We start from the raw sequence: 20398 nt of genomic DNA, 5'->3' as shown, positions 1-20398 counted from the left end.
GGAAGAACGACCATTTCAAGCTGGTTTCGATCGAGTGCTCGATCCAGCTCGTTCAACTGGGCACTGCTTAGGCTCATGACGTGCGCTCCTTGTCGGCATGGCTTTCGGCTGAAGGTGGCAGCCATCAGGCGGGGAGAGCCTACACGGCGAATCGAGCAAGCGGCGCCCTGAAACCTGTCGGGAATATTTCAGATTATTACTGGTGAGGGTTGCCTGGCATATCCGTCACATTTTGTTGACGTTTGGCCGCAGCGATTGATCGATGGACACCGCCCGGAACCGTTTCCATGCCGCATTTCCGGTATGCGCAGGAAGCACTCGATGATTCCGGAAGCCTTGGAGGCCCCGTCCACCCAACACAGGCGCTTGTTCACATTCCATGCGCCATTGCCCGCCGAGCAACAGCTCGCGCTGCTGCGGTTCAGCGGTCATGAGGCGATGTCCGAGCTGTTTCGATTCAATGCCGAGCTTATTTCGTAGGATGCTCGGATTGAGTTGAAAACGCTGATCGGTCAGAAGGTCGCGCTCGGCATCACCCTGGCTGACGGCAGCATGAGGTACGTCAGCGCGCATGTGTCGGACTTCACTCATACCAGCGCGGATGAGGGGATCGCCCATTACCATGCCGACTGGTGCCTTGGCTGTGGATTCTCAGCCGACGCCACGACTCGCGTATTTTCCAGGACCAAACTACCGAGCAAATTGTCGGTGAGGTCTTTGCCCATTACTCGAGCTTGGCGAACTACGAGTTCCGCCTGAGCAAGCCACTCAAGCCTATTAGCTACTGCACCCAGTATCAGGAAACCGACCTTAATTTCGTGCTTCGTTTGCTTGAAAGCGAAGGCCTGTTTTTTACCTTCCAACACAACGCAGACGGCCATCGGCTGATTATCGGCGATGACAGCGACCGACTCGAACCGCTCCCCGCGCAACCCACCATCCGCTATCACCGGGCCTCGGTAACAGAAACCGAAGACTCGATCACCGCCTGGTCTGCCAGCCGGCGCTTCCAGCCAACGCGCTTATCGCTCAAGTCTTTCGACTACAAGCATCCGCATCAGCCCAATCAGGTGCAGTTGAACTCGATCAATGAACAGGGCGACGCCGGTCAATTCGAGGTCTACGAATACGAGGGGTCATACGGCTACGCTAACCTCAAGGACGGCGTGCAGAAGGCGCGCCGTCGGCTTGAAGCAATGGAAGTCCAGGGTAAGGTCTTCTGCGGCAAGAGCAACTGCCGAGCGATGGAGCCTGGCTGGTCCTTCGAATTGGCGCAGCATTACGACCATGACCATGACGTTCCCACTGATCGCCGGTTTCTGCTTTTAGCTGTAGATCACTGGGGCCAGAACAATTACGGCAATCAAGGTGAATCGGGTTACCACAACAGCTTTACTTGCATTCGCCGCAAAATTCCCTTCCGCCCCACACTCCGCACGCCACGGAAGACGATCAACGGCCCGCAGACCACCATCATCGTCGGCCCCCCTGGCGAGGAAATCTTTACCGACGAATTGGGCAGGGTGAAGGTCCAGTTCCATTGGGATCGCAACGGCAACTTCACCGATCAAAGCTCCTGCTGGGTGCGCATGGCGCAATCCGGGGCCAGCAGTGGGTTCGGCAGTATCCGGATTCCGCGCGTGGGGGACGAAGTTGTGGTCATGTTCCTGGACGGCGACCCTGATCGCCCTCTGATCATGGGTAGCCTCTATAACAGCCAGAACACGCCACCTTGGGCCCTGCCGGCTAACAAGACGCAAAGTGGCGTGCTGACGCGGTCGACCAATGGAGACCGCAGCACGGCGAATTTCTTCCGGTTCGAGGACAAGGCCGGTGCCGAGCAGATCATCCTGCATGCCGAACGGAATCTGGACACCGAAGTTGAGGCGGATGAAAGCCAAAGCGTAGGCGGCAACCGAACGATAAAAGTCCATGGCAAGCACGCCGAAACCATCAGGCTCGAGAGCAGCAGTGTCGTTGAGGAGGGCGATTACCTGGTCACCGTCGATCAAGGGGAAGTGAGGGTCAAGGCAGCGACACGCATCGCGCTGGAGGTCGGCTCGAGCAAATTGGTGATGAATTCGGATGGAACGATCACGCTGTCCGGTCTCGTGGTGGACGTGAAAGGTACATCGATGATCAGCCTGAACTAACAAGGCGGGAGGCCATGTGTTGGCTAGGTGTCCCGTCCCGATCCAGCCAGTTGTCGGCCCGTTCTACAGTTACAGGCCTGACCGGCGGATAAAGGAGAGGCCTTGACAATTCATCTGGCATAAACGTATGTTTCAAACACCTGTTTGACGCGTCCGCCGCGGGTGGATGAGTCGATTCTTGCGGTTCTTCTCCCAACCGGATTCAGCACAGAGGTTTTTCGTTATGCCCGATTACAAGGCCCCCTTGCGCGATATTCGCTTCGTTCGCGACGAACTGCTCGGCTTCGAAGCGCACTATCAGAGCCTTCCCGGCTGCCAGGATGCTACCCCGGACATGGTCGACGCGATCCTCGAAGAAGGCGCGAAGTTCTGTGAGCAGGTACTGGCGCCGCTGAACCGTGTGGGCGACCTGGAGGGCTGCACCTGGTCCGAAGGTGGCGTTAAAACCCCAACGGGCTTCAAGGAAGCCTACAAACAGTTCGTCGAAGGCGGCTGGCCTAGCCTGGCGCACGATGTGGCGCACGGCGGCCAGGGCCTGCCCGAGTCTCTCGGCCTCGCCATCAGCGAGCTGGTCGGCACCGCCAACTGGGCGTGGGGCATGTACCCTGGCCTGTCCCACGGCGCGATGAACACCATCTCCGCCCACGGTACCGAAGAACAGCAGCACACGTACCTGACCAAACTGGTGTCGGGCGAATGGACCGGCACCATGTGCCTGACCGAACCGCACTGCGGTACCGACCTGGGCATGCTGCGCACCAAGGCTGAGCCTCAGGCCGACGGCAGCTACAAGGTCAGCGGGACCAAGATCTTCATTTCCGCCGGTGAGCATGACATGGCCGATAACATCGTCCATATCGTACTGGCGCGCCTGCCCGATGCGCCGGCTGGCACCAAAGGCATTTCCCTGTTCATCGTGCCTAAGTTCCTGCCAACCGCCGATGGCGGCGTGGGCGAGCGCAACGGCGTGAGCTGTGGCTCGCTCGAGCACAAGATGGGCATCCATGGTAACGCCACCTGCGTGATGAACTTCGACAGCGCTACCGGCTACCTGATCGGCGCGGCCAACAAAGGCCTGAACTGCATGTTCACCTTCATGAACACCGCTCGCCTGGGGACCGCGCTGCAAGGCCTGGCCCACGCTGAAGTGGCGTTCCAGGGTGGCTTGAAGTACGCCCGCGATCGCCTGCAAATGCGCTCGCTGACCGGCCCCAAGGCACCGGACAAACCTGCCGACCCGATCATCGTGCACCCAGACGTGCGCCGCATGCTGCTGACGATGAAGGCGTTCGCCGAAGGCAACCGCGCCATGGTCTACTTCACCTCCCAGCTGGTGGACGTCGTCAAATACAGCCAGGATGAAGAGCAGAAGAAGCGCGCCGACGGCCTGCTAGCCTTCATGACCCCGATCGCCAAGGCCTTCATGACCGAGGTCGGCTTCGAAGCCGCCAACCACGGCGTGCAGATCTACGGTGGTCATGGCTTTATCGCCGAGTGGGGCATGGAGCAGAACGTTCGCGACAGCCGTATCTCCATGCTGTACGAGGGCACCACCGGCGTGCAGGCACTCGACCTGCTTGGCCGCAAGGTCCTGATGACCCAGGGCGAGGCGCTCAAGGGCTTCACCAAGATCGTGCACAAGTTCTGCCAGGCCAACGAAGGCAACGCCGCCGTCTCCGAGTTCGTCGCGCCACTGGCTGCGCTGAACAAGGAATGGGGCGAGCTGACCATGAAAGTGGGCATGGCCGCGATGAAAGACCGCGAAGAAGTCGGTGCCGCCTCGGTGGATTACCTGATGTACTCCGGTTATGCCTGCCTGGCGTACTTCTGGGCAGACATGGCACGCCTCGCTGCGCAGAAACTGGCCGAAGGCACCTCGGAAGAGGCGTTCTACACCGCCAAGCTGCACACTGCGCGCTTCTACTTCCAGCGCATCCTGCCGCGCACCCGCACCCACGTGGCGGCCATGCTGTCCGGCGCTAGCAACCTGATGGCCTTGGAAGAAGCAGCCTTCGACCTCGGCTACTGATTCGCCAAGCGTTCCGGTACACAAAAACCGCTGCCCTCACGGGTAGCGGTTTTTTGCTTGTAAGGTCGGGGTTAAACCGCGCTCGCGATCTGCTCCCGCAACCACTGGTGCGCCGGATCGCGGTGAACCCGCTCCGGCCAAAGCATGACCATCTCGAACCCCGGCACTTCGATGGGGGGCTCCGCCACCTGCAAGGCATCGTTGCCTGCCACCAGCCTCGACGGCATCATCGCTACCAAGTCGGTACTGGCCAGCACCGCGCCAAGGAACAGAAAGTGCGGCACCGACAATGCCACCCGCCGGGCCATGCCTAACTCAGCGAGGGCGATATCGGTCACCCCGTGAAAACCGCCGCCGTCTGGGGACGCGATCACATAGTCCAGTTGGCAGAATTGTTCCAGGGTCGGGCGGCGGGTCAGGCCAGGATGCCCCACCCGGCTGGCCAACACGTAATGCTCCCTGAATAATGCGCGGCGCCGCAGCTCCGGTGGTGCCTCGGCCTCGGTAAGAAACGCCAGGTCGATATCGCCCTGTTCAGCCTTGCGTGCCACCTGCGAAGGCGCCGCTTGCACAACCGACAGGCGCGTGGCGGGTGCAAGCCGGCGCAGCCCGGCCAACGCCGGCAGCAGGACCGTAAACTCGCTGTAGTCGAAGGCCGCGATGCGCCAGGTCTGTTGCGCCAGCGATGGGTCGAATGGGCTGGACGGCAACACGGCCTGCTCAAGCGCTGCCAATGCCTGGCGCAGCGGTGCGCGCAATTCGTCCGCTCGTGCCGTTGGCCGCATGCCTCTAGGGCCCGGCAGCAGCAGCGGGTCATTGAAAAAGTCCCGCAAGCGGGCGAGCTGCACGCTTACCGTGGGCTGCGAAAGGTGCAGACGCTCGGCTGCGCGGGTGACGTTATGCTCGACCAGCAGAGCATTCAGCGTGACCAGCAGGTTCAGGTCCAGGCGCCTTAAGGGATTGTCCATCGAAATACCAGAGATATGAGAAATTCATTTCTACTATACCTGCGACGCCTCTATCGTGCGGCCATCAACCGATGGAGCCGCAAATGAACGTACTTCTTGTCTATGCCCACCCCGAGCCGCGCTCCTTGAACGGCGCGCTTAGAGAATATGCCGTGCACCGCCTGGAACAGGCGGGTCACAACGTTGAAGTCTCCGACCTATACGCCATGCAGTGGAACCCTGTGCTGGCCCCCGGGGATAACCTCGCATGGCCGGCAGGCGTGCGCTTCGAGGCGTCGGTGAGCTCCAGGCAAGCCCTCGAAAACGGAACGCAGAGCGCGGACATCACCCGCGAGCAGGAAAAACTACGCTGGGCCGACGCGGTGATTTTCCAGTTTCCGCTGTGGTGGTTCTCGATGCCAGCCATCCTCAAGGGCTGGGTAGAGCGCGTATATGCCTACGGCTTCGCCTATGGGGTGGGCGAACATTCGGACACCCATTGGGGCGATCGCTACGGCGAGGGCACGTTGGCGGGCAAGCGTGCCATGCTGGTGGTGACCACCGGAGGCTGGGCGCCGCACTATGCGCCGCGCGGGATAAACGGCCCCATCGACGACATTCTTTTCCCGATTCAGCACGGCATACTCTTCTACCCCGGCTTCGACGTAGTGCCACCGCACGTGATTTACCGTACCAGCAAGGTCGGCGAGGCTGAATTCGAACAAGCCTGCGCGGCGCTGGGCAAACGGCTGGACGACCTGTGGACGACCCCAAGCATTCCCTTCCGCAAACAGAATGCCGGGGCCTATGTAATTCCTGAGCTGACCTTGCGGCCCGAATTGGCAGCAGGGGAGTCGGGCTTTCACATTCATCTGGACCAAAGCTGGTAGCGGTCTACCTGCGTAGGTGCTCTCCCGTGCAGCGCTATTGTGCCCTTCCCGACCAGTTGCGCTTCGTGCCCCGCCCCGGCTGCTAAAGTTTTCTTCCGAGCTTTGATGCGTGCCTCATTCTTTGCGGGGCAAGGCCGATACAAATAAAGGCACAATGCCACACCTTCAATGCTGGGCCGGAGCCAGTCCCTTTGCCGCGTTCATCCGCTTACCGTTACAGCCATTTTTTGCCATCTGCCCTGCTGTTGCTGGCGGGGTTGGGTGCCGCGTATGTCCGCGACCTCAGCGTGTTCTTCACCTCATTGTTCAATGTGCTGCCGACCTTGGTGCTGCTGCTTGGCGGCGCCTATTGCGCGGTGTACCGGCGGCAGCGCGAGCTATTTCTGATGGTGACCGTGTACATCGCGTATTTTTTGCTGGATACCCAAACCGATTATTACCGGGACAACGGGAAGCTACGCGAAGACGCGGCTGTGACCTTCCACCTCTGTTGCCTGCTGTTGCCCATGCTTTATGGCCTGTTCGGCGCGTGGCAGGAGCGCACGCACCTGTTGCAGGACATGGTCGCGCGCTTCGCGGTTCTGATGGCCGTCGGCGGCGTAGCGATCGGTTTGGAGCAGAGCTTTCCCCAGGCAGTGCTCAACTGGCTGGCGGAAATCCGCTGGCCAGCCTTGCACGGGGACTGGATGAGCCTCGCTCAACTGGCGTACCCCGTGTTCTTCCTGGTGTTCGCCCTGCTCGGGGTGCAATACATACGCAGCCCCCGACCGCTGCATGCCGCGCAGCTGGTGGGGCTGGCCGGCCTGTTCTGGATGCTGCCCAAGACCTTCATCCTGCCCTTCACCCTCAACATCATGTGCAGCCAGGTCATGCTGATGATCGCCGCGGCGGTCGCCCATGAGGCGTATCAGATGGCGTTCCGCGATGAACTGACGGGCTTGCCAGGCCGGCGGGCACTCAACGAACGGTTACAGCGGCTGGGTAGGAACTACGTGATCGCCATGACTGACGTGGACCACTTCAAGCGCTTCAACGACACCCACGGCCACGATGTGGGTGACCAGGTGCTGCGCTTGGTAGCGAGCAAGCTGGGCAAGGTGGGCGGTGGCGGGCGTGCCTATCGCTATGGTGGTGAAGAGTTCGCCCTGGTATTCGCCGGCAAGACTCTCGAACAGTGCCAACCTTACCTTGAGGAAATCCGCGAGCTGATCGCGGCCTATATCATCCACCTGCGCGACCCCGACCGCCCGGTGGACGACCAGCAAGGCCGGCAGCGGCGGGGTGCCGGCGCGGCGTCGCAGGTTTCGGTGACCGTGAGCATCGGCGTCGCTGAGCGGCAACTCGAGCACCGTACGCCCGAAGAAGTGCTCAAGGCGGCGGACCAGGCGCTATACGCCGCCAAGGGCGCGGGCCGGAACTGCGTGATCGCCCACGGCCAGAATCGCCGAGGGGCCGTTCGCACACGCGAAGCGGCGTGACTATTTATTTATTCGCAGTCACGCCATGACGCTACGTGTCTGATTTGTTGTTGGGCTACACTGGCGCGATCCCCATTTCGTGTTCTGTGAGGTTCCCATGGCCGAGTACAAAGCCCCCCTGCGCGACATGCGTTTCGTCCTCGAAGAAGTGTTCGACGCGCCTGCCCTGTGGGCCAGCCTTCCAGCCCTGGCCGAAGTGGTGGACGCCGAAACCGCCATGGCAGTGCTTGAAGAAGCCGGCAAGCTGACCAGCACCGCCATCGCTCCGCTCAGCCGCGCCGCCGATGAAGAAGGCTGCCACTACGCCGACACCGTGGTGACCACGCCCAAGGGCTTCGTAGAAGCCTACAAGACTTACGCCGAAGGCGGCTGGGTGGGCGTAGGCGGGGATCCGCTGTTCGGTGGCATGGGCATGCCCAAAGCGATTTCCGCTCAGGTAGAGGAGATGGTCAACTCCTCGAGCCTGGCCTTCGGCCTGTACCCGATGTTGACGTCCGGCGCCTGTCTGTCGATCAGTGCCCACGCCAGCGAAGCGCTCAAGCAGCAATACCTGCCGAACATGTACGCCGGCGTGTGGGCAGGTTCCATGTGCCTGACCGAACCTCACGCCGGCACGGACCTGGGCATCATCCGCACCCGTGCCTTGCCACAGGCCGATGGCAGCTATCGGGTCAGCGGCACCAAGATCTTCATCACCGGCGGTGAGCACGATCTCACCGAGAACATCATCCACCTGGTGCTGGCCAAGCTGCCCGATGCGCCACCCGGCCCCAAGGGGATTTCGCTGTTTTTGGTGCCCAAGTTCCTGGTCAACCAAGACGGCAGCCTGGGCGAGCGCAACACCGTGACCTGCGGGTCCATCGAACACAAGATGGGCATACAGGCGTCCGCCACCTGCGTCATGAACTTCGACGACGCCATCGGCTACCTGGTAGGCGAGGAGAACAAGGGCCTGGCGGCCATGTTTACCATGATGAACTACGAGCGCCTGGGTGTTGGCATCCAGGGCCTGGCCTCGGGCGAGCGCTCCTACCAGAACGCGGTGGAATACGCCCGTGAGCGCTTGCAGAGCCGCGCACCCATCGGCGCCCAGGCCAAGGACAAGGTCGCGGACCCGATCATCGTTCACCCTGACGTGCGCCGCATGCTGCTGACCATGAAGGCCATGAACGAAGGCGGCCGCGCCTTCTCTACCTACGTGGCCTTGCAGCTGGACGTGGCCAAATACGCCGAGGACGCTGCTCAGCGCACCCAGGCCGAGAACCTGGTAGCGCTGCTCACACCGGTGGCCAAAGCGTTCCTGACCGATGCCGGCCTGGAAACGACCGTGCACGGCCAGCAAGTGTTCGGTGGCCATGGCTACATTCGTGAGTGGGGCCAGGAGCAGTTGGTGCGCGATGTGCGCATTACCCAGATCTACGAAGGCACCAACGGCATTCAGGCGCTGGACCTGATGGGGCGCAAGGTAGTGGGCAGCGGTGGCAAGTTCTACCAGTCGTTCTCCGATGAAATCCGCGCCTTTGCCAATTCGGCCAGCGATCTGAGCGAGTTCACCGGCCCGCTGACCGCCGCGTTGGATACCCTCGACGCACTGACCGCCTGGGTGCTCGACCGCGCCGCGGCCAACCCGCAGGAAATCGGCGCCGCCTCGGTGGAGTACCTCCAGGCCTTCGGCTATACCGCTTACGCCTACATGTGGGCACGGATGGCCAAGGCTGCCCAGGCGGGCGAGGGCGAGGACTTCTACGCCAGCAAGCTGGGCACCGCGCGCTTCTATTTTGCCCGGTTGCTGCCACGCATCCACTCCCTGGCAGCCTCGGTCAAGGCCGGTAGTGAATCGCTTTACCTTCTAGACGCCGAGCAGTTCTAAACGGCTTACAGCGTGTAAGCCTAGGCGTACACGCAGCGGTGCCGATAGCTGATTGGCGCCCCCCGGCCGGTTCGGTATCTTGTGCACATGGACGTAGCGCAGGAAGCGCCGAACAGAAAAGGGACACGTAGGGATCACTGCCAAGGTTGGCGGGATGATAAGGATGTCAGGGAAACAAGTCTGCAAACCCCGCCTAGGCGGGGTTTCTTGTTTTCGGCTTCAGCATTTACCCGGCCCCGGCAGCCTTGGCTGCGCTCGCGCACAAGCTCAGCTGTGAATACTGAGCGGGCAGGCCCGGTTGCCCACGCTGAACCGAAGCCGCAATAGAACGGTCTTTGGGGTACACCTTATAAAGGAACTACCCATGGACCTGATTCGCATTATCTTCGCCATCCTCCTGCCGCCACTCGGTGTGTTCCTCCAAGTCGGTTTCGGCGGCGCGTTCTGGCTCAATATCCTGCTGACCCTGTGTGGCTATATCCCGGGCATCGTGCATGCCGTCTACATCATCGCCAAGCGATAACCCTCACAGCAGCCCCTGGTAAAACAGCCACTCGTGCTCCAGCGCATGTGCCAGGTTTTGCGCCTGGCGGAAACCATGGCGTTCGCCGGGGTAGTAGTACACCTGCACCGGAACACCGTTGGCCTCCAGCGACGCCACCATGCTGGCGGTTTGTTCAGGCACCACTACGGTATCCAGCTCACCCTGGAAGAAAATCACCGGTGCAGTGATCTGCTCGGCGTGTAGCAACGGTGTGCGGGCCGCGTAGCGCTGGGCATCGCGCTCCGGGTCGCCGATCAGCCAGTCCAGGTAGTCGGCCTCGAATTTGTGCGTTTCCCGCGCCAGGGTGGCCGGGTCGCTGACGCCGTACAGGCTGGCACCACCGCTGAACAGGTCCAGGAACGCCAGCGCGCACAGGGTGGTGTAGCCCCCGGCGCTGCTGCCGCGGATAAACGCGCGGCGGTCATCGACCCAGCCTTGCTCGCGCAGCCAGGTCAGGGCATTACCAGCGTCCTCTACGTCGATCACACCCCAATTGTGCTTCAGCGCCATGCGATACGCCCGGCCATAGCTGCTGCTGCCACGGTAGTTAAGGTCGGCCACGGCAAAGCCACGCTGGCACCAGAACTGAATGCGCGGGTCCAGCACGGGGTAACAGGCAGACGTGGGCCCACCATGAGCGAAAACCAGCAAAGGCGGCTTTTGCTGTTGGTCGCCGTGCAGGGGCTGGGCGGGATAGAAAAAGCCATGGGCCTGGCCATCCCCGCTGGAATAGGTGAACGGCGTGGGCTGGCTGATCTGCGAGATGGGCAGCAACGCCTGATCACCCGCAAGTACCTTGACCTTGCCGCTGGCGCGGTCGATGGCGATCACCGCCGGCGGCAGCAGCGGCGAGGCGGCGATGGCATACACCTGTTCAGCGTCGGCGGCGACGCCGCGAAAGCGGGTGTAGTCGCTGGTGAACTGCTTGAGGGTGCCTTGATCATCGACGGCCCCGAGGATGCCGAACCCGTCCTCGAACCAGCTGGCCACGTAGCCGCCATCGGGCAGCGGCTGCCAACTGCTGGCGCCCAGCTGCCAGGGCGCGCTGGCGTGGTCGGCCTGCTGGCAAGGCAACGGCGCCCAGCCTTGCGCCGATTCAGCCCAGGGCTGCCAGAAGCCATTGCGGTCGCTCAGGCAACACAGCCGCCCTCGAGCATCGAAGCGCGGCTGTTGCAGTGACTCGTGGGTGCTGCTGCCGGCGACACAGTTAGCGGGCTGCCAGGCACCGTCCGCGCCTCGCTCGGCGCACATCAGGCGGGTACGGGTCCAGGGCAGTTCGGGGCGATCCCATTCGACCCACGCCAGGCGTTGGCCGTCTGGGCTAAGGGTGCCAGCGGCGTAGAAATCGGCGCCTTCGGCCAGCACCCGCAACTCGCCGCTGGTGTCGTCCAGGGCCACCAGGCGGTGCGTGGGGTAGGGCGTGCCTGGCGTTTCTTCCACCGCCAGCACCTGTCCGTGATGCCAGGCCAGGCCGCCGTAATGGCAACCGCCGCGGCTGAGCAGCCGAGGCTTGCCGCGGCCTTCGAGGCGCCGGCGGTAGATCTGTTGGTCCGTCTCGTTGACGAAGTACACCGCATCGGCGCTGGCGCAGAACGCCCCGCCGCCGTATTCGTATACCCGGCTGCGCACACTGAAATTGGCCGGGGTCAGGCACCGGGCGCTGCGGCCTCGCCAGTGATAAAGGCGGCAAGTGCCTTCCTTGGGGCGAAACTCGTTCCAGAACAGCCCCGCCTCGCTCAAGGCAAGCTCGGCAAAGTCGCGGCCTGCCGCGACCACGTCATGGGCGCTGAGCGGCTCAGCCGCGAGCGATGAGTTTTGAGTTTCGGTCATTTCGGTAGGTCAGGCCTTCGATGGGGGTGGTGCTGCGTTCGGCGTCCTCCCGTGCGGCGAGGATCACCCCGTGGTGGGCCGACTTGGCGCAGACCGGGTCGGCATTGCTGGCATCGCCGGTGAGCATGAATGCCTGGCAACGGCAGCCGCCGAAATCCTGCTCTTTTTCATCGCAGGAGCGGCAGGGCTCGGGCATCCAGTCATAGCCGCGGAAGCGGTTGAAGCCCAGCGAACGGTACCAGATATCATCCAGCGACTGCTCGCGCACATTGGGGAAGGCCACCGGCAATTGGCGGGCGCCGTGGCAGGGCAGGGCAGTGCCGTCGGGGGTGACCGTCAGGAACAGGCTGCCCCAGCCATTCATGCAAGCCTTGGGGCGCTCCTCGTAGTAGTCCGGGGTCACGAAGATCAACTTGCACGGGTGGCCGTCGGCTTCTAGCCGCGCGCGGTATTCGTTGGTGATGCGCTCAGCGCGCTGCAATTGCTCGCGGGTTGGCAACAACCCTACCCGGTTGAGCTGGGCCCAGCCGTAGAACTGGCAGGTGGCGAGCTCGACGAAGTCTGCCTCCAGTGCCAGGCACAGCTCGATGATGCGGTCGATGCGGTCGATGTTGTGGCGGTGGGTGACGAAGTTAAGCACCATCGGGTAGCCGCGCGCCTTCACCGCACGCGCCATCGCTAGCTTCTGGGCGAAGGCTTTCTTCGAGCCGGCGAGCAGGTTGTTCACCTCCTCGTCGCTGGCCTGGAAGCTGATCTGGATATGGTCCAGCCCGGCTGCCTTGAAGGTATCCAGGCGAGCTTCGGTCAAGCCGATGCCCGAGGTGATCAGGTTGGTGTAATAGCCCAGGCGGCGGGCTTCGCCGATCAGCTCGGCGAGGTCCTGGCGGACCAAGGGCTCACCCCCGGAAAAACCCAGTTGGGCGGCGCCCATTTCCCGCGCCTGGGCCATCACCCTGAACCATTCCTCGGTGGTCAGTTCCTGCCCTTGGGCGGCGAAGTCCAGGGGGTTCGAGCAATAAGGGCATTGCAGCGGGCAGCGATAGGTGAGCTCGGCCAACAGCCACAGCGGCAAGCCGATGGCGGCCCCACCGGCCACGCTGCCGCTCGGCTCAGGCGAGCTGGAGCCAATGTTTGTCACGAGCCACCTCCATGAACTGTTCGACGTCGTCGGCCAGTTCCGCTATTCCAGGAAATTGCGCCTGCAGGCTGTCGATAATCGCCGCCACACTTCGCTGGCCGTCGATCAACGCACCGATGGCGCCGGCGCTTTCGTTGAGTTTGATCATGCCTTCGGGGTACAGCAGCACGTGGCCTTTCTGCGCCGGTTCGTACTGGAAGCGGTAGCCGGGGCGCCAGGCAGGCACCCTCTCACGATCGAAAGCAGGGGGGACGTTCATAGAGGAATGCCTTTGTGCCAGACCCGCTCGCGGGTCACGCTGTGATAAGGGGGGCGGTTCAGCTCATAGGCCATGCTCATGGCATCGAGCATGCTCCACAGGATATCGAGCTTGAACTGCAGGATTTCAAGCATGCGCTGCTGGCCTTCCACGCTGGTGTAATGGGCCAGGGTGATCGCCAGGCCATGTTCCACGTCGCGGCGGGCTTGGCCCAGGCGGGTGCGGAAATACTCATACCCAGCCGGGTCGATCCAGGGGTAATGGGTGGGCCAGCTGTCCAGCCGGGACTGGTGAATCTGCGGGGCGAACAGTTCAGTCAGCGAGCTGCTGGCCGCTTCCTGCCAGCTGGCGCGGCGGGCAAAGTTCACGTAGGCATCCACGGCAAAGCGCACCCCGGGCAACACCAACTCCTGCGAGCGCAGTTGGTCAGGATCCAGCCCTACCGCCTGGCCCAGCCGCAACCAGGCCTCGATACCGCCGTCCTCCCCAGGGGCGCCATCGTGGTCGAGCAAGCGCTGTATCCACTCGCGCCGCACTTCGCGGTCCGGGCAGTTGGCAAGGATGGCCGCGTCTTTGAGCGGGATGTTCACCTGATAATAAAAGCGGTTCGCCACCCAGCCCTGGATCTGCTCGCGGGTGGCGCGGCCTTCGTACATCGCCACATGGTAGGGGTGGTAGATGTGGTAGAAGGCGCCCTTGGCACGCAGGGCCTGTTCGAACTGCGCTGGGGTCATGGGGTGTTCGGTCATTGGATGCCTCTCTCGGGCAGAAAACATAAGCCGGTCGTTTTGCCGATAAGCCGGCATGCACTGGTGGCAGCCCCGCTCGTGTGGAAGCGGCTAAAAACCCGCGGACCAGAAGGGCTTGCCCTGTTGCAGGCTTCGCCAGCGCCTACAGCTCGATACTCATGCCATCGAAGGCGACTTCCACCCCGCGGCGCTGCACTTCAGCGCGTTCGGGGGAGTCTTCGTCGAGGATCGGGTTGGTGTTGTTGATGTGGATCAGCACCTTGCGCGGTACGTTCAGGCCATCGAGCACCTCCAGCATGCCGCCGGGGCCATTCTGCGCCAGGTGGCCCATTTCGCGCCCGGTGCGGGTGCCGACCCCACGGCGCTGCATTTCGTCGTCTTCCCACAGCGTGCCGTCTACCAGCAGGCAATCGGCCTCGGCCATGCGCGCCAGTAGTGGAGCATCGACTTGGCCCAGGCCGGGTGCATAGAACAGCCGGCCACCGGTATTGAGGTCTTCGACGATCAAGCCCAGGTTATCCCCAGGGTGCGGATCGAACCGGTGCGGAGAATAGGGCGGCGCGGCGCTGCGCAGCGGGAACGGCGTGAAGCGCAGTCTAGGGCACGCCGGAACGGTGAAGCTGCCCTCGAGCTCGATCCGGTTCCACTTCAGGCCGCCGTTCCAGTGGCCCAGCATGTTGAACAGGGGAAAGCCGGTGGTCAGGTCCTGATGGACCATTTCTGTGCACCACACCTGATGCGGGCAGCCTTCGCGCAGGCTGAGCAGGCCGGTGGTGTGGTCGATCTGGCTGTCGAGCAGGATGATCGCGCCAATGCCGGTATCGCGCAGGGCACGGCCGGGCTGCAAGGGCGCAAAGCTCTGCAACTGGGCGCGGATGTCGGGCGAGGCGTTGCACAAGATCCAGTTCACCCCGTCGTCGGAAAGGGCGATAGAGGACTGGGTCCGCGCGGTGGCGCGCAAGGTGCCCTCGCGCAGGCCCCGGCAGTTGGGGCAGTTGCAGTTCCACTGGGGGAAGCCGCCGCCCGCGGCTGAGCCGAGGATTTGGATGTACATGAAAATTCCCGATCAGAAAGGGCAGAAATGAAAACGCCCCGGAATACCGAGGCGTCGAACCACCAAAGCCATTAACGGTTGGCGAAATACATCGTCACTTCAAAGCCAATGCGCAGGTCGGTGTAAGCGGGTTTGGTCCACATGGGCGTCGTCCTCAGTTCAATGGGAAGCAGGTAAGGATTAGTCCGCACCCGAGCGCGGACGTTCCTATGGGGTTAGGCGGTCATTGTACTGAAACGAATCAGCCCGTCAGGTGAAAAATAAAGGAAAACGCCTTTACCGTTCCGGTAAGAATCCGCCCATCCCCTCCCAGCCCTTGGGCACTACCCCGCCGTTGGCCAAGGCGAGCCAGCCGTGCTCGGCGTTGGCTAGGCGCCAGGCCGCGCTCACCAGCTCGGCCGAGCGCAGTTCGCCCATGGCCTGTTGCAAGCGCTTGAGGTAGTCAGGGCCATGCCCGGCCAGATGCGCCTGCCACAGCGTATCGGCCAACTGGCTGGTTTCCATCTCCTCGGGTTTGAGCCGGTTGAGCAGGGCCTGGCGTTGGCCGAGCAGTTTTTCGCTGCCCAGGTTGCCGATCAGCCGTGGCAACTGCTTGAGGAAATGCTCCATGTGCCCCAGCAGCGCCGGTTGGTCCGTGCCTGGCGACTGCACGCCAAACACCAGCCCTGGTAGGCCGGCGATTTGCCGGAAGCTGCTAAATACGGCGTAACCCAGTTGCAGCTCGACCCGCAGGCGCTGGTAGAAAGGCGCCTGGGCGATCTGGGCGATCAGCCGCCAGGCGGCGTCCTCGCTGATGGAGGCAGGCGACGCCGGGCAGAACAACAGCAGCGCATGCTCGCTACCTGGCGCGGGCAGCACGCTCCAGCGCTTGCCCTGCATCGGCCGGGCCCGCGCCGCCATATGCGGGTCGGGGTAGCCGGGCATCGCGCGCAAGGCATGGTTGAGCGCGCTGCGGCTGGCTTCGCCGAAGCCTACGGCCAACCCCTCCCAGCTGGCCACGCTCCACAGTTTCTGCAGCTTGCCCGGCTGAACGTCTTCCGGCTGCTGCCGCGCCGCTGTGCGGGCGTTGCCCAGGCAATGCTCCGGCAACTGGCGCAACAGTTCGCGGATCGGTGTCTGCGCTGGCAAGGGCAGCGGCTCGGCGTGGCGCCAGGCTTCGGGGGGCGGTGCGTTGCAGATCGCAAGCACCTGTTCGAGCAGCGGCGCCATGGGTTCGCTAATGCCGCTCAAGCGTAGTTGCCAGTCATCCCCCAGGCTGGTGAACAGCAGCTTGACTCCCGCCTGACGCGCTTCCTGCACCAGCCGCTGCAAGCCACGGTCGATGACCTGCCACAGGCCGCTCTGGTGCGAAGCGCCTACATGCCAGCGCAATACCAGTTCAGCCTCATGGGTGGTTTTGTCGGCCCCGGCCGCATAGCGCATGGCGCGCAGGTCTGCCACCGGCTGGTCGGGGCGGCGGCTGGGGCGCAGGAAGCGATTGCGCTGCGGTAGCCGCCAGTGGGCGCCCGGTGCCGTGACCAGGTTCGCTTGCTGCGGTGGCAGCGGGTGCAGCAGGCGCTCCGGCCGCAGCTGTGCCAGCAACGCTCGCAGCGCGGCCAGGCCTTGATGGTCGAGGATAGGCGTGTGTACTTCGGGCTGCGCCAGGCGGCGCGCCAGGTCCAGCGCGCCGCTGGTCAGGCTCTGGCGTTTTTGCAGCAAGGCATACTCTTCGCGCAGCATGGGCCAATCATCCACGGCCTCGAAGAATTCCAGCCAGTCGAAGGTCAAGGCGGCCAGGGTGCCTAGGGCCTGTTGGCCGTTGGCCGTGAGCTTGAACTCGATGTCGAGCAATGCCTGGCCTTGGTATTGATAAGGCGTGCTGACCTGCATCCCCTCGATCAGCTCACGGCGCAGCAGTTCGGCATGTAGCCCACCGGGTTGCGCGTTGGCGCACCAGTTGCTGAAAAACGCGAGGGCGGCGGGGGCGGCTTCGGGCAGGTCTTGGCAGGCGAAGGCCAGGTTGAAGCGTGCGCCAGCTTCCTGCGGCTCGGGTTCGCCGCTGTCGTCCAGCAGTGCAGGCGGCGCTGGCCGGGCGCGTGTCTTTCCCCGAGGCAAGGTCATGCAAGTACGCTGCGCCAGGCGAATCAGGTACTCCTCCGGCTGCGGCCCCACCAGGGTCAGGGTCATCTGCCCACTGTGGTAATGATCCAGGTGGAATTGACGCAGGGCCACCTGAAAGGCCGCGCGTTCCAGCGGCAAGCTGTAGCGGTTGCCGGCATGGAAGGCCCGCAGCGGATGGCGCGCCGACAACGGGCTGGTCAGCCAGAGCTGGTGGCGCGCTTCATTGTCCCGTGCCCAGCTGATGAATTCGGCGTGCAGCACCTCGCGCTCCCGGCGCTGGTCGGTGGCATCCAGGCGGGGGTTGGCGAGCATCTCGCATAGGCGCTCCAGTGCGCCGGAGAAGGCCGGTACCGGCACCTCGAAGAAGTAGTCGGTCGTGCGTTCGGACGTTTTGGCGTTGAGCTGGCCGCCCTGGCGTTGCACGAAGGGCATCAGCGCCTGATCGGCGGCAAAGCGGGTGGTGCCGAGGAAGAACAGGTGTTCAAGGAAGTGCGCGAGGCCTGGCCAGGCCTGGTCGACATCGTGGCTACCGGCATCAACCCGCAAGAATGCAGCCGCGCGCTTCAAGCGCGGCTCGTGACAGATACGTACACGTAGCCCGTTGTCGAGTACCAAGGTCTCGCTGGCGGCTGGTTGGGCAGCAGACATAGGGATCCGATCCGAAGGCAATAGGCCTTCATCGTAGCGGATTCCCTACGCCCAAAGGGGAAATTTCGCGTAACGAAGCCGACATTTGCCACTATTACGCCATGCAGTTAATTCCGGAACGCTGCGCCGGTCGCCACCACGCTGGCCGAAGGCAGTAATTGGCTGATGAAACGGTTCCAGCGAGTGATGTTCGCTGGGCCCACGAACACCACGTCGGCACTTTGCAAATCGAACTGGCGGGCCAGCAAGAAGGCGGTAGGCTTCTTCGCATTGAGGTAGAACACGGTCGGCGGCTGTTGGGTGTTCGTTTGCGGGCTACGGATCACATAGACCGCCTCGGCATTGGCGGTTTCCTGGCTGATCCCGCCGGCGTTGCCCAGCGCCTCCATCAGGTTGAAGGTGCTGCCGCCGTAGTTCATCACCTGCGGGTTGTGCACCTCGCCCAGCACATACACCTTGTTTTCCCGGTAGTTGCCCAGGTGCAATTGGTCGCCATTCTTCAAGTAGATCCGGTTGAGCGGGGAGTCCTTGCGGTTGAGGGTGTCGATATCGAGCAGGTATTCCCTACCCTCGCGCTTGAGGATCAGCCCGGCCAGGTTGGCGTTGTCGGCCTCGCCGCCGGCTTTGCTGATGGCACTGACCAACGACAACGGCACGTTGGTCAGCGGCTGCACGCCTGGGCTGCGGAACGCGCCGGACAACACCACCCGCTGGCTTTCGTAGCTCTGCACGTTGACGTCCACCTTGGCCACCGTGAGGTACTTCGAAAGGGCCTGTTGCAGTTCGCCGCGGAACTGTTCGATGGTCTTGCCGCCGGCGGTGATGGAGCTGATGTAGGGGTAGTAGATGGTGCCGTCGCCCCGCACCACCCGGGCGCTGGAGTTGCCCTGCTCGGGGCCTGAAGGCGCGTTCAGCTCCTGGTGCTCCCAGACCGTGACCACCAGCGCGTCGCCGGGGCCGATGCGGTACTCCTCGGGCGTGTAGTTCAACAGCTCGGCCGGAACAGGCGCGGGCGTGTAGAGGGTCTTTTCTTCGTTGACGCTGGCGCTGGTGATCTGCACCACCCGCACCGGCCCGTTGATCCCGGTGTCCTCGGCGGCGTCATCGGGGGTCATGTGTTGCCCAGGGGCGAGGGCACAACCTTGAAGCGCCGCGCTCAACAGCAGGACAACTAACACGTTGCGATTCATTTCAATCTTCCTTGGAGAATCAGGCTTCTCGCGTGAGGGGGCAGGCCGTTAGTAGGCGTTTTTATTCACAAACCCTTTGAACAGGGTGAGCAGGATGATTTTCAGGTCCAGCCACACCGACCAGCGCTCAATGTAATCGAGGTCGTACTCAACGCGCTTTTGCATTTTGTCCAGGGTGTTGGTTTCCCCCCGCCAGCCATTGACCTGGGCCCAGCCAGTGATGCCTGGCTTGACCTTGTGGCGCAGCATGTAGCAGCTCACCAGGCGGCGATATTGCTCGTTGTGGGCCACCGCGTGCGGGCGCGGGCCAACGATGGACATATCACCCATCAGCACATTGAAAAACTGCGGCAGCTCATCCAGCGAGGTGCGCCGCAGTACCTTGCCCAGCGGCGTCACCCGGGCATCGTCGCGGCTGGCCTGGCGAACGTCGTGGCCGTTTTCCTGCACCGTCATGCTGCGGAATTTCCACACCTTGATCGGCCGCCCGTCCAGGCCATAGCGCAGCTGGCGGAACAACACCGGGCCCCGCGAGCTGAGCTTGATCGCCGCGGCGATCAGCAGCATGGGCGCGGCGATCACAGCCAGGATCAGGCTGGCGGCAACGATGTCTTCCAGGCGCTTGATCAGGCTGCTGGAGCCTTCCATGGGGCTGTCGATCAGGCTGATGCTGGCCAGCCCGTTGATGCTTTCGCTGCGCGCATGCAGCAGGTCGAACATGAACACGTCGGGGATGAAGTACACCGAGCTGGTGGTGTCGCTCAATGCCTTGACCAGCTCGCAGATCACTGGCTCCTGCACCATCGGCAGGGTGATATAGACCTTGTCGATACGTCCGGCGCGGGCGTGTTCCACCAACTGATCGAGCCCCCCGCGCACGGTCACGCGCCGCCCCAGGCCACTGAGGTCCATCTGCTGCGGTTGATCATCGTAGAAGCCGAACAGCCGCAGCCCCATCCACGGCGCCCGGGCCATGGACAACGCCAACCGTTCGCCCACCCGCCCGGTGCCCACGATCGCCACGTTGCGGGTGTTGAACCCGCGTTTGCGCAATGCATGCAAAGCGCTGCGGATCACCAGCCGGTAGCCGCCCAGCACGGCCAACACCACGGTGAAGACCTGCAACTGATGGTCCATGGGCAGGGCCTTGTCCTGTGGCAACAGCTGGTCGGCTACCAGCAGGCACACGAACGTGAGCGACCAATACGTGGCCACCCGCCGCAACTCGCGGCCCACCCGCTCCCCCCGCCAGGAGCCATAAAGCTTGTGGTATTCGCTCAGCCAGTGGAATACCAGCACGGCCAACAGCACCTTGATCCAGGTTTCGCTGCTGATCGGGTCTTGGTTCAGCCATTCGACCCAGAGAAGGCCGCCAACGATCACGGCCAGATCGAGCAGGCGGTGGGCCAGGGAAAGGAAGGACTGGTGGGCGTGAAGGATGCCCTTGTGGGAGGTTGGCATGGCGTCGTCCTGTGGGTGCAACATCTGTCGGGTCAAAGGGGCTGCTGCGGCAAAAACC

At 63.0% G+C, this 20398-nt stretch carries 15 protein-coding genes and 1 pseudogene; 6 read left to right on the top strand and 10 right to left on the bottom strand.

Annotated elements, in window-relative coordinates; translation table 11 throughout:
- Positions 1 to 321 precede the first annotated feature (321 nt).
- Positions 322 to 2153 (top strand): annotated as a pseudogene (tssI, locus tag OGL93_RS04580) (type VI secretion system tip protein TssI/VgrG).
- A 223-nt stretch (positions 2154 to 2376) separates the two neighbouring features.
- Entirely contained in the window at positions 2377 to 4182 is a 1806-nt protein-coding gene (locus tag OGL93_RS04575) for a phenylacyl-CoA dehydrogenase (protein ID WP_263261198.1), read from the top strand.
- A gap of 71 nt (positions 4183 to 4253) precedes the next feature.
- Here OGL93_RS04575 and OGL93_RS04570 read toward each other — a convergent pair whose 3' ends face one another.
- Positions 4254 to 5150 carry a LysR family transcriptional regulator gene (locus OGL93_RS04570; RefSeq protein ID WP_263261197.1) on the bottom strand — a complete coding sequence of 299 codons (897 nt, stop codon included), beginning with the start codon at positions 5148 to 5150 and terminating at the stop codon, positions 4254 to 4256.
- A gap of 83 nt (positions 5151 to 5233) precedes the next feature.
- Here OGL93_RS04570 and OGL93_RS04565 point away from each other — a divergent pair, with 83 nt between their 5' ends.
- The 4 genes from OGL93_RS04565 (at position 5234) to OGL93_RS04550 (ending at position 9890) form a co-directional block, all read left to right on the top strand.
- Positions 5234 to 6019, top strand: coding sequence for an NAD(P)H-dependent oxidoreductase (locus OGL93_RS04565; protein ID WP_263261196.1), 786 nt, complete (start codon positions 5234 to 5236; stop codon positions 6017 to 6019).
- A 191-nt stretch (positions 6020 to 6210) separates the two neighbouring features.
- On the top strand, positions 6211 to 7497 hold the full coding sequence (locus OGL93_RS04560) for a GGDEF domain-containing protein (protein ID WP_263261195.1): 1287 nt from the start codon (positions 6211 to 6213) through the stop codon (positions 7495 to 7497).
- A 97-nt stretch (positions 7498 to 7594) separates the two neighbouring features.
- Positions 7595 to 9367: an acyl-CoA dehydrogenase C-terminal domain-containing protein gene (locus tag OGL93_RS04555; protein WP_263261194.1), complete on the top strand. Its 1773-nt coding sequence runs from the start codon at positions 7595 to 7597 to the stop codon at positions 9365 to 9367.
- Positions 9368 to 9731: 364 nt separating this feature from the next.
- Complete coding sequence (locus OGL93_RS04550; RefSeq protein WP_011063854.1) at positions 9732 to 9890, top strand: YqaE/Pmp3 family membrane protein; 159 nt, start codon at positions 9732 to 9734, stop codon at positions 9888 to 9890.
- 3 nt (positions 9891 to 9893) lie between these two features.
- On the opposite strand, the gene OGL93_RS04545 is transcribed toward OGL93_RS04550, so the two are convergent.
- From OGL93_RS04545 to OGL93_RS04505, 9 genes are all read right to left on the bottom strand, one after another.
- Positions 9894 to 11741 (bottom strand): S9 family peptidase, encoded by a 1848-nt coding sequence (locus tag OGL93_RS04545; RefSeq protein WP_263261193.1) that lies wholly within the window; start codon positions 11739 to 11741, stop codon positions 9894 to 9896.
- A complete protein-coding gene (gene pqqE, locus OGL93_RS04540) occupies positions 11707 to 12837 on the bottom strand; it encodes a pyrroloquinoline quinone biosynthesis protein PqqE (RefSeq protein WP_263261491.1) in 1131 nt (376 codons plus the stop codon). The genes OGL93_RS04545 and pqqE overlap by 35 nt, the downstream gene beginning before the upstream one ends.
- A 13-nt stretch (positions 12838 to 12850) precedes the next feature.
- Positions 12851 to 13138 (bottom strand): pyrroloquinoline quinone biosynthesis peptide chaperone PqqD, encoded by a 288-nt coding sequence (gene pqqD, locus OGL93_RS04535; RefSeq protein ID WP_263261192.1) that lies wholly within the window; start codon positions 13136 to 13138, stop codon positions 12851 to 12853.
- A complete protein-coding gene (pqqC, locus tag OGL93_RS04530) occupies positions 13135 to 13887 on the bottom strand; it encodes a pyrroloquinoline-quinone synthase PqqC (protein WP_263261191.1) in 753 nt (250 codons plus the stop codon). Before pqqC ends, pqqD begins: the two co-directional genes overlap by 4 nt.
- Before the next feature lie 142 nt (positions 13888 to 14029).
- Positions 14030 to 14941, bottom strand: coding sequence for a pyrroloquinoline quinone biosynthesis protein PqqB (pqqB, locus tag OGL93_RS04525; RefSeq protein WP_263261190.1), 912 nt, complete (start codon positions 14939 to 14941; stop codon positions 14030 to 14032).
- Between the two features lie 71 nt (positions 14942 to 15012).
- Positions 15013 to 15084 (bottom strand): pyrroloquinoline quinone precursor peptide PqqA, encoded by a 72-nt coding sequence (pqqA, locus tag OGL93_RS04520; protein WP_003243383.1) that lies wholly within the window; start codon positions 15082 to 15084, stop codon positions 15013 to 15015.
- A gap of 133 nt (positions 15085 to 15217) precedes the next feature.
- On the bottom strand, positions 15218 to 17689 hold the full coding sequence (pqqF, locus tag OGL93_RS04515; protein ID WP_263261189.1) for a pyrroloquinoline quinone biosynthesis protein PqqF: 2472 nt from the start codon (positions 17687 to 17689) through the stop codon (positions 15218 to 15220).
- 107 nt (positions 17690 to 17796) lie between these two features.
- Positions 17797 to 18879: a polysaccharide biosynthesis/export family protein gene (locus OGL93_RS04510; RefSeq protein WP_263261188.1), complete on the bottom strand. Its 1083-nt coding sequence runs from the start codon at positions 18877 to 18879 to the stop codon at positions 17797 to 17799.
- Positions 18880 to 18927: 48 nt separating this feature from the next.
- Positions 18928 to 20340, bottom strand: a complete 1413-nt coding sequence (locus tag OGL93_RS04505; RefSeq protein WP_263261187.1) for an undecaprenyl-phosphate glucose phosphotransferase — start codon at positions 20338 to 20340, stop codon at positions 18928 to 18930.
- Positions 20341 to 20398 lie beyond the last annotated feature (58 nt).

The organism is Pseudomonas sp. RIT-PI-S, from assembly GCF_025642975.1.
Lineage (GTDB): Bacteria > Pseudomonadota > Gammaproteobacteria > Pseudomonadales > Pseudomonadaceae > Aquipseudomonas.
The sequence above is the reverse complement of the archived record's forward strand: the minus strand, read 5'-3'. Positions and strand labels throughout refer to the sequence as shown.

What these genes read in the sequence shown, in the direction of transcription:
- OGL93_RS04575 (WP_263261198.1), top strand. Translation starts at nt 2,377, where the DNA reads ATGCCCGATTACAAGGCCCCCTTGCGCGATATTCGCTTCGTTCGCGAC.
- OGL93_RS04570 (WP_263261197.1), bottom strand. Translation starts at nt 5,150, where the DNA reads ATGGACAATCCCTTAAGGCGCCTGGACCTGAACCTGCTGGTCACGCTG.
- OGL93_RS04565 (WP_263261196.1), top strand. Translation starts at nt 5,234, where the DNA reads ATGAACGTACTTCTTGTCTATGCCCACCCCGAGCCGCGCTCCTTGAAC.
- OGL93_RS04555 (WP_263261194.1), top strand. Translation starts at nt 7,595, where the DNA reads ATGGCCGAGTACAAAGCCCCCCTGCGCGACATGCGTTTCGTCCTCGAA.
- OGL93_RS04550 (WP_011063854.1), top strand. Translation starts at nt 9,732, where the DNA reads ATGGACCTGATTCGCATTATCTTCGCCATCCTCCTGCCGCCACTCGGT.
- OGL93_RS04545 (WP_263261193.1), bottom strand. Translation starts at nt 11,741, where the DNA reads ATGACCGAAACTCAAAACTCATCGCTCGCGGCTGAGCCGCTCAGCGCC.
- pqqD (WP_263261192.1), bottom strand. Translation starts at nt 13,138, where the DNA reads ATGAACGTCCCCCCTGCTTTCGATCGTGAGAGGGTGCCTGCCTGGCGC.
- pqqC (WP_263261191.1), bottom strand. Translation starts at nt 13,887, where the DNA reads ATGACCGAACACCCCATGACCCCAGCGCAGTTCGAACAGGCCCTGCGT.
- pqqB (WP_263261190.1), bottom strand. Translation starts at nt 14,941, where the DNA reads ATGTACATCCAAATCCTCGGCTCAGCCGCGGGCGGCGGCTTCCCCCAG.
- pqqF (WP_263261189.1), bottom strand. Translation starts at nt 17,689, where the DNA reads ATGTCTGCTGCCCAACCAGCCGCCAGCGAGACCTTGGTACTCGACAAC.
- OGL93_RS04510 (WP_263261188.1), bottom strand. Translation starts at nt 18,879, where the DNA reads ATGAATCGCAACGTGTTAGTTGTCCTGCTGTTGAGCGCGGCGCTTCAA.
- OGL93_RS04505 (WP_263261187.1), bottom strand. Translation starts at nt 20,340, where the DNA reads ATGCCAACCTCCCACAAGGGCATCCTTCACGCCCACCAGTCCTTCCTT.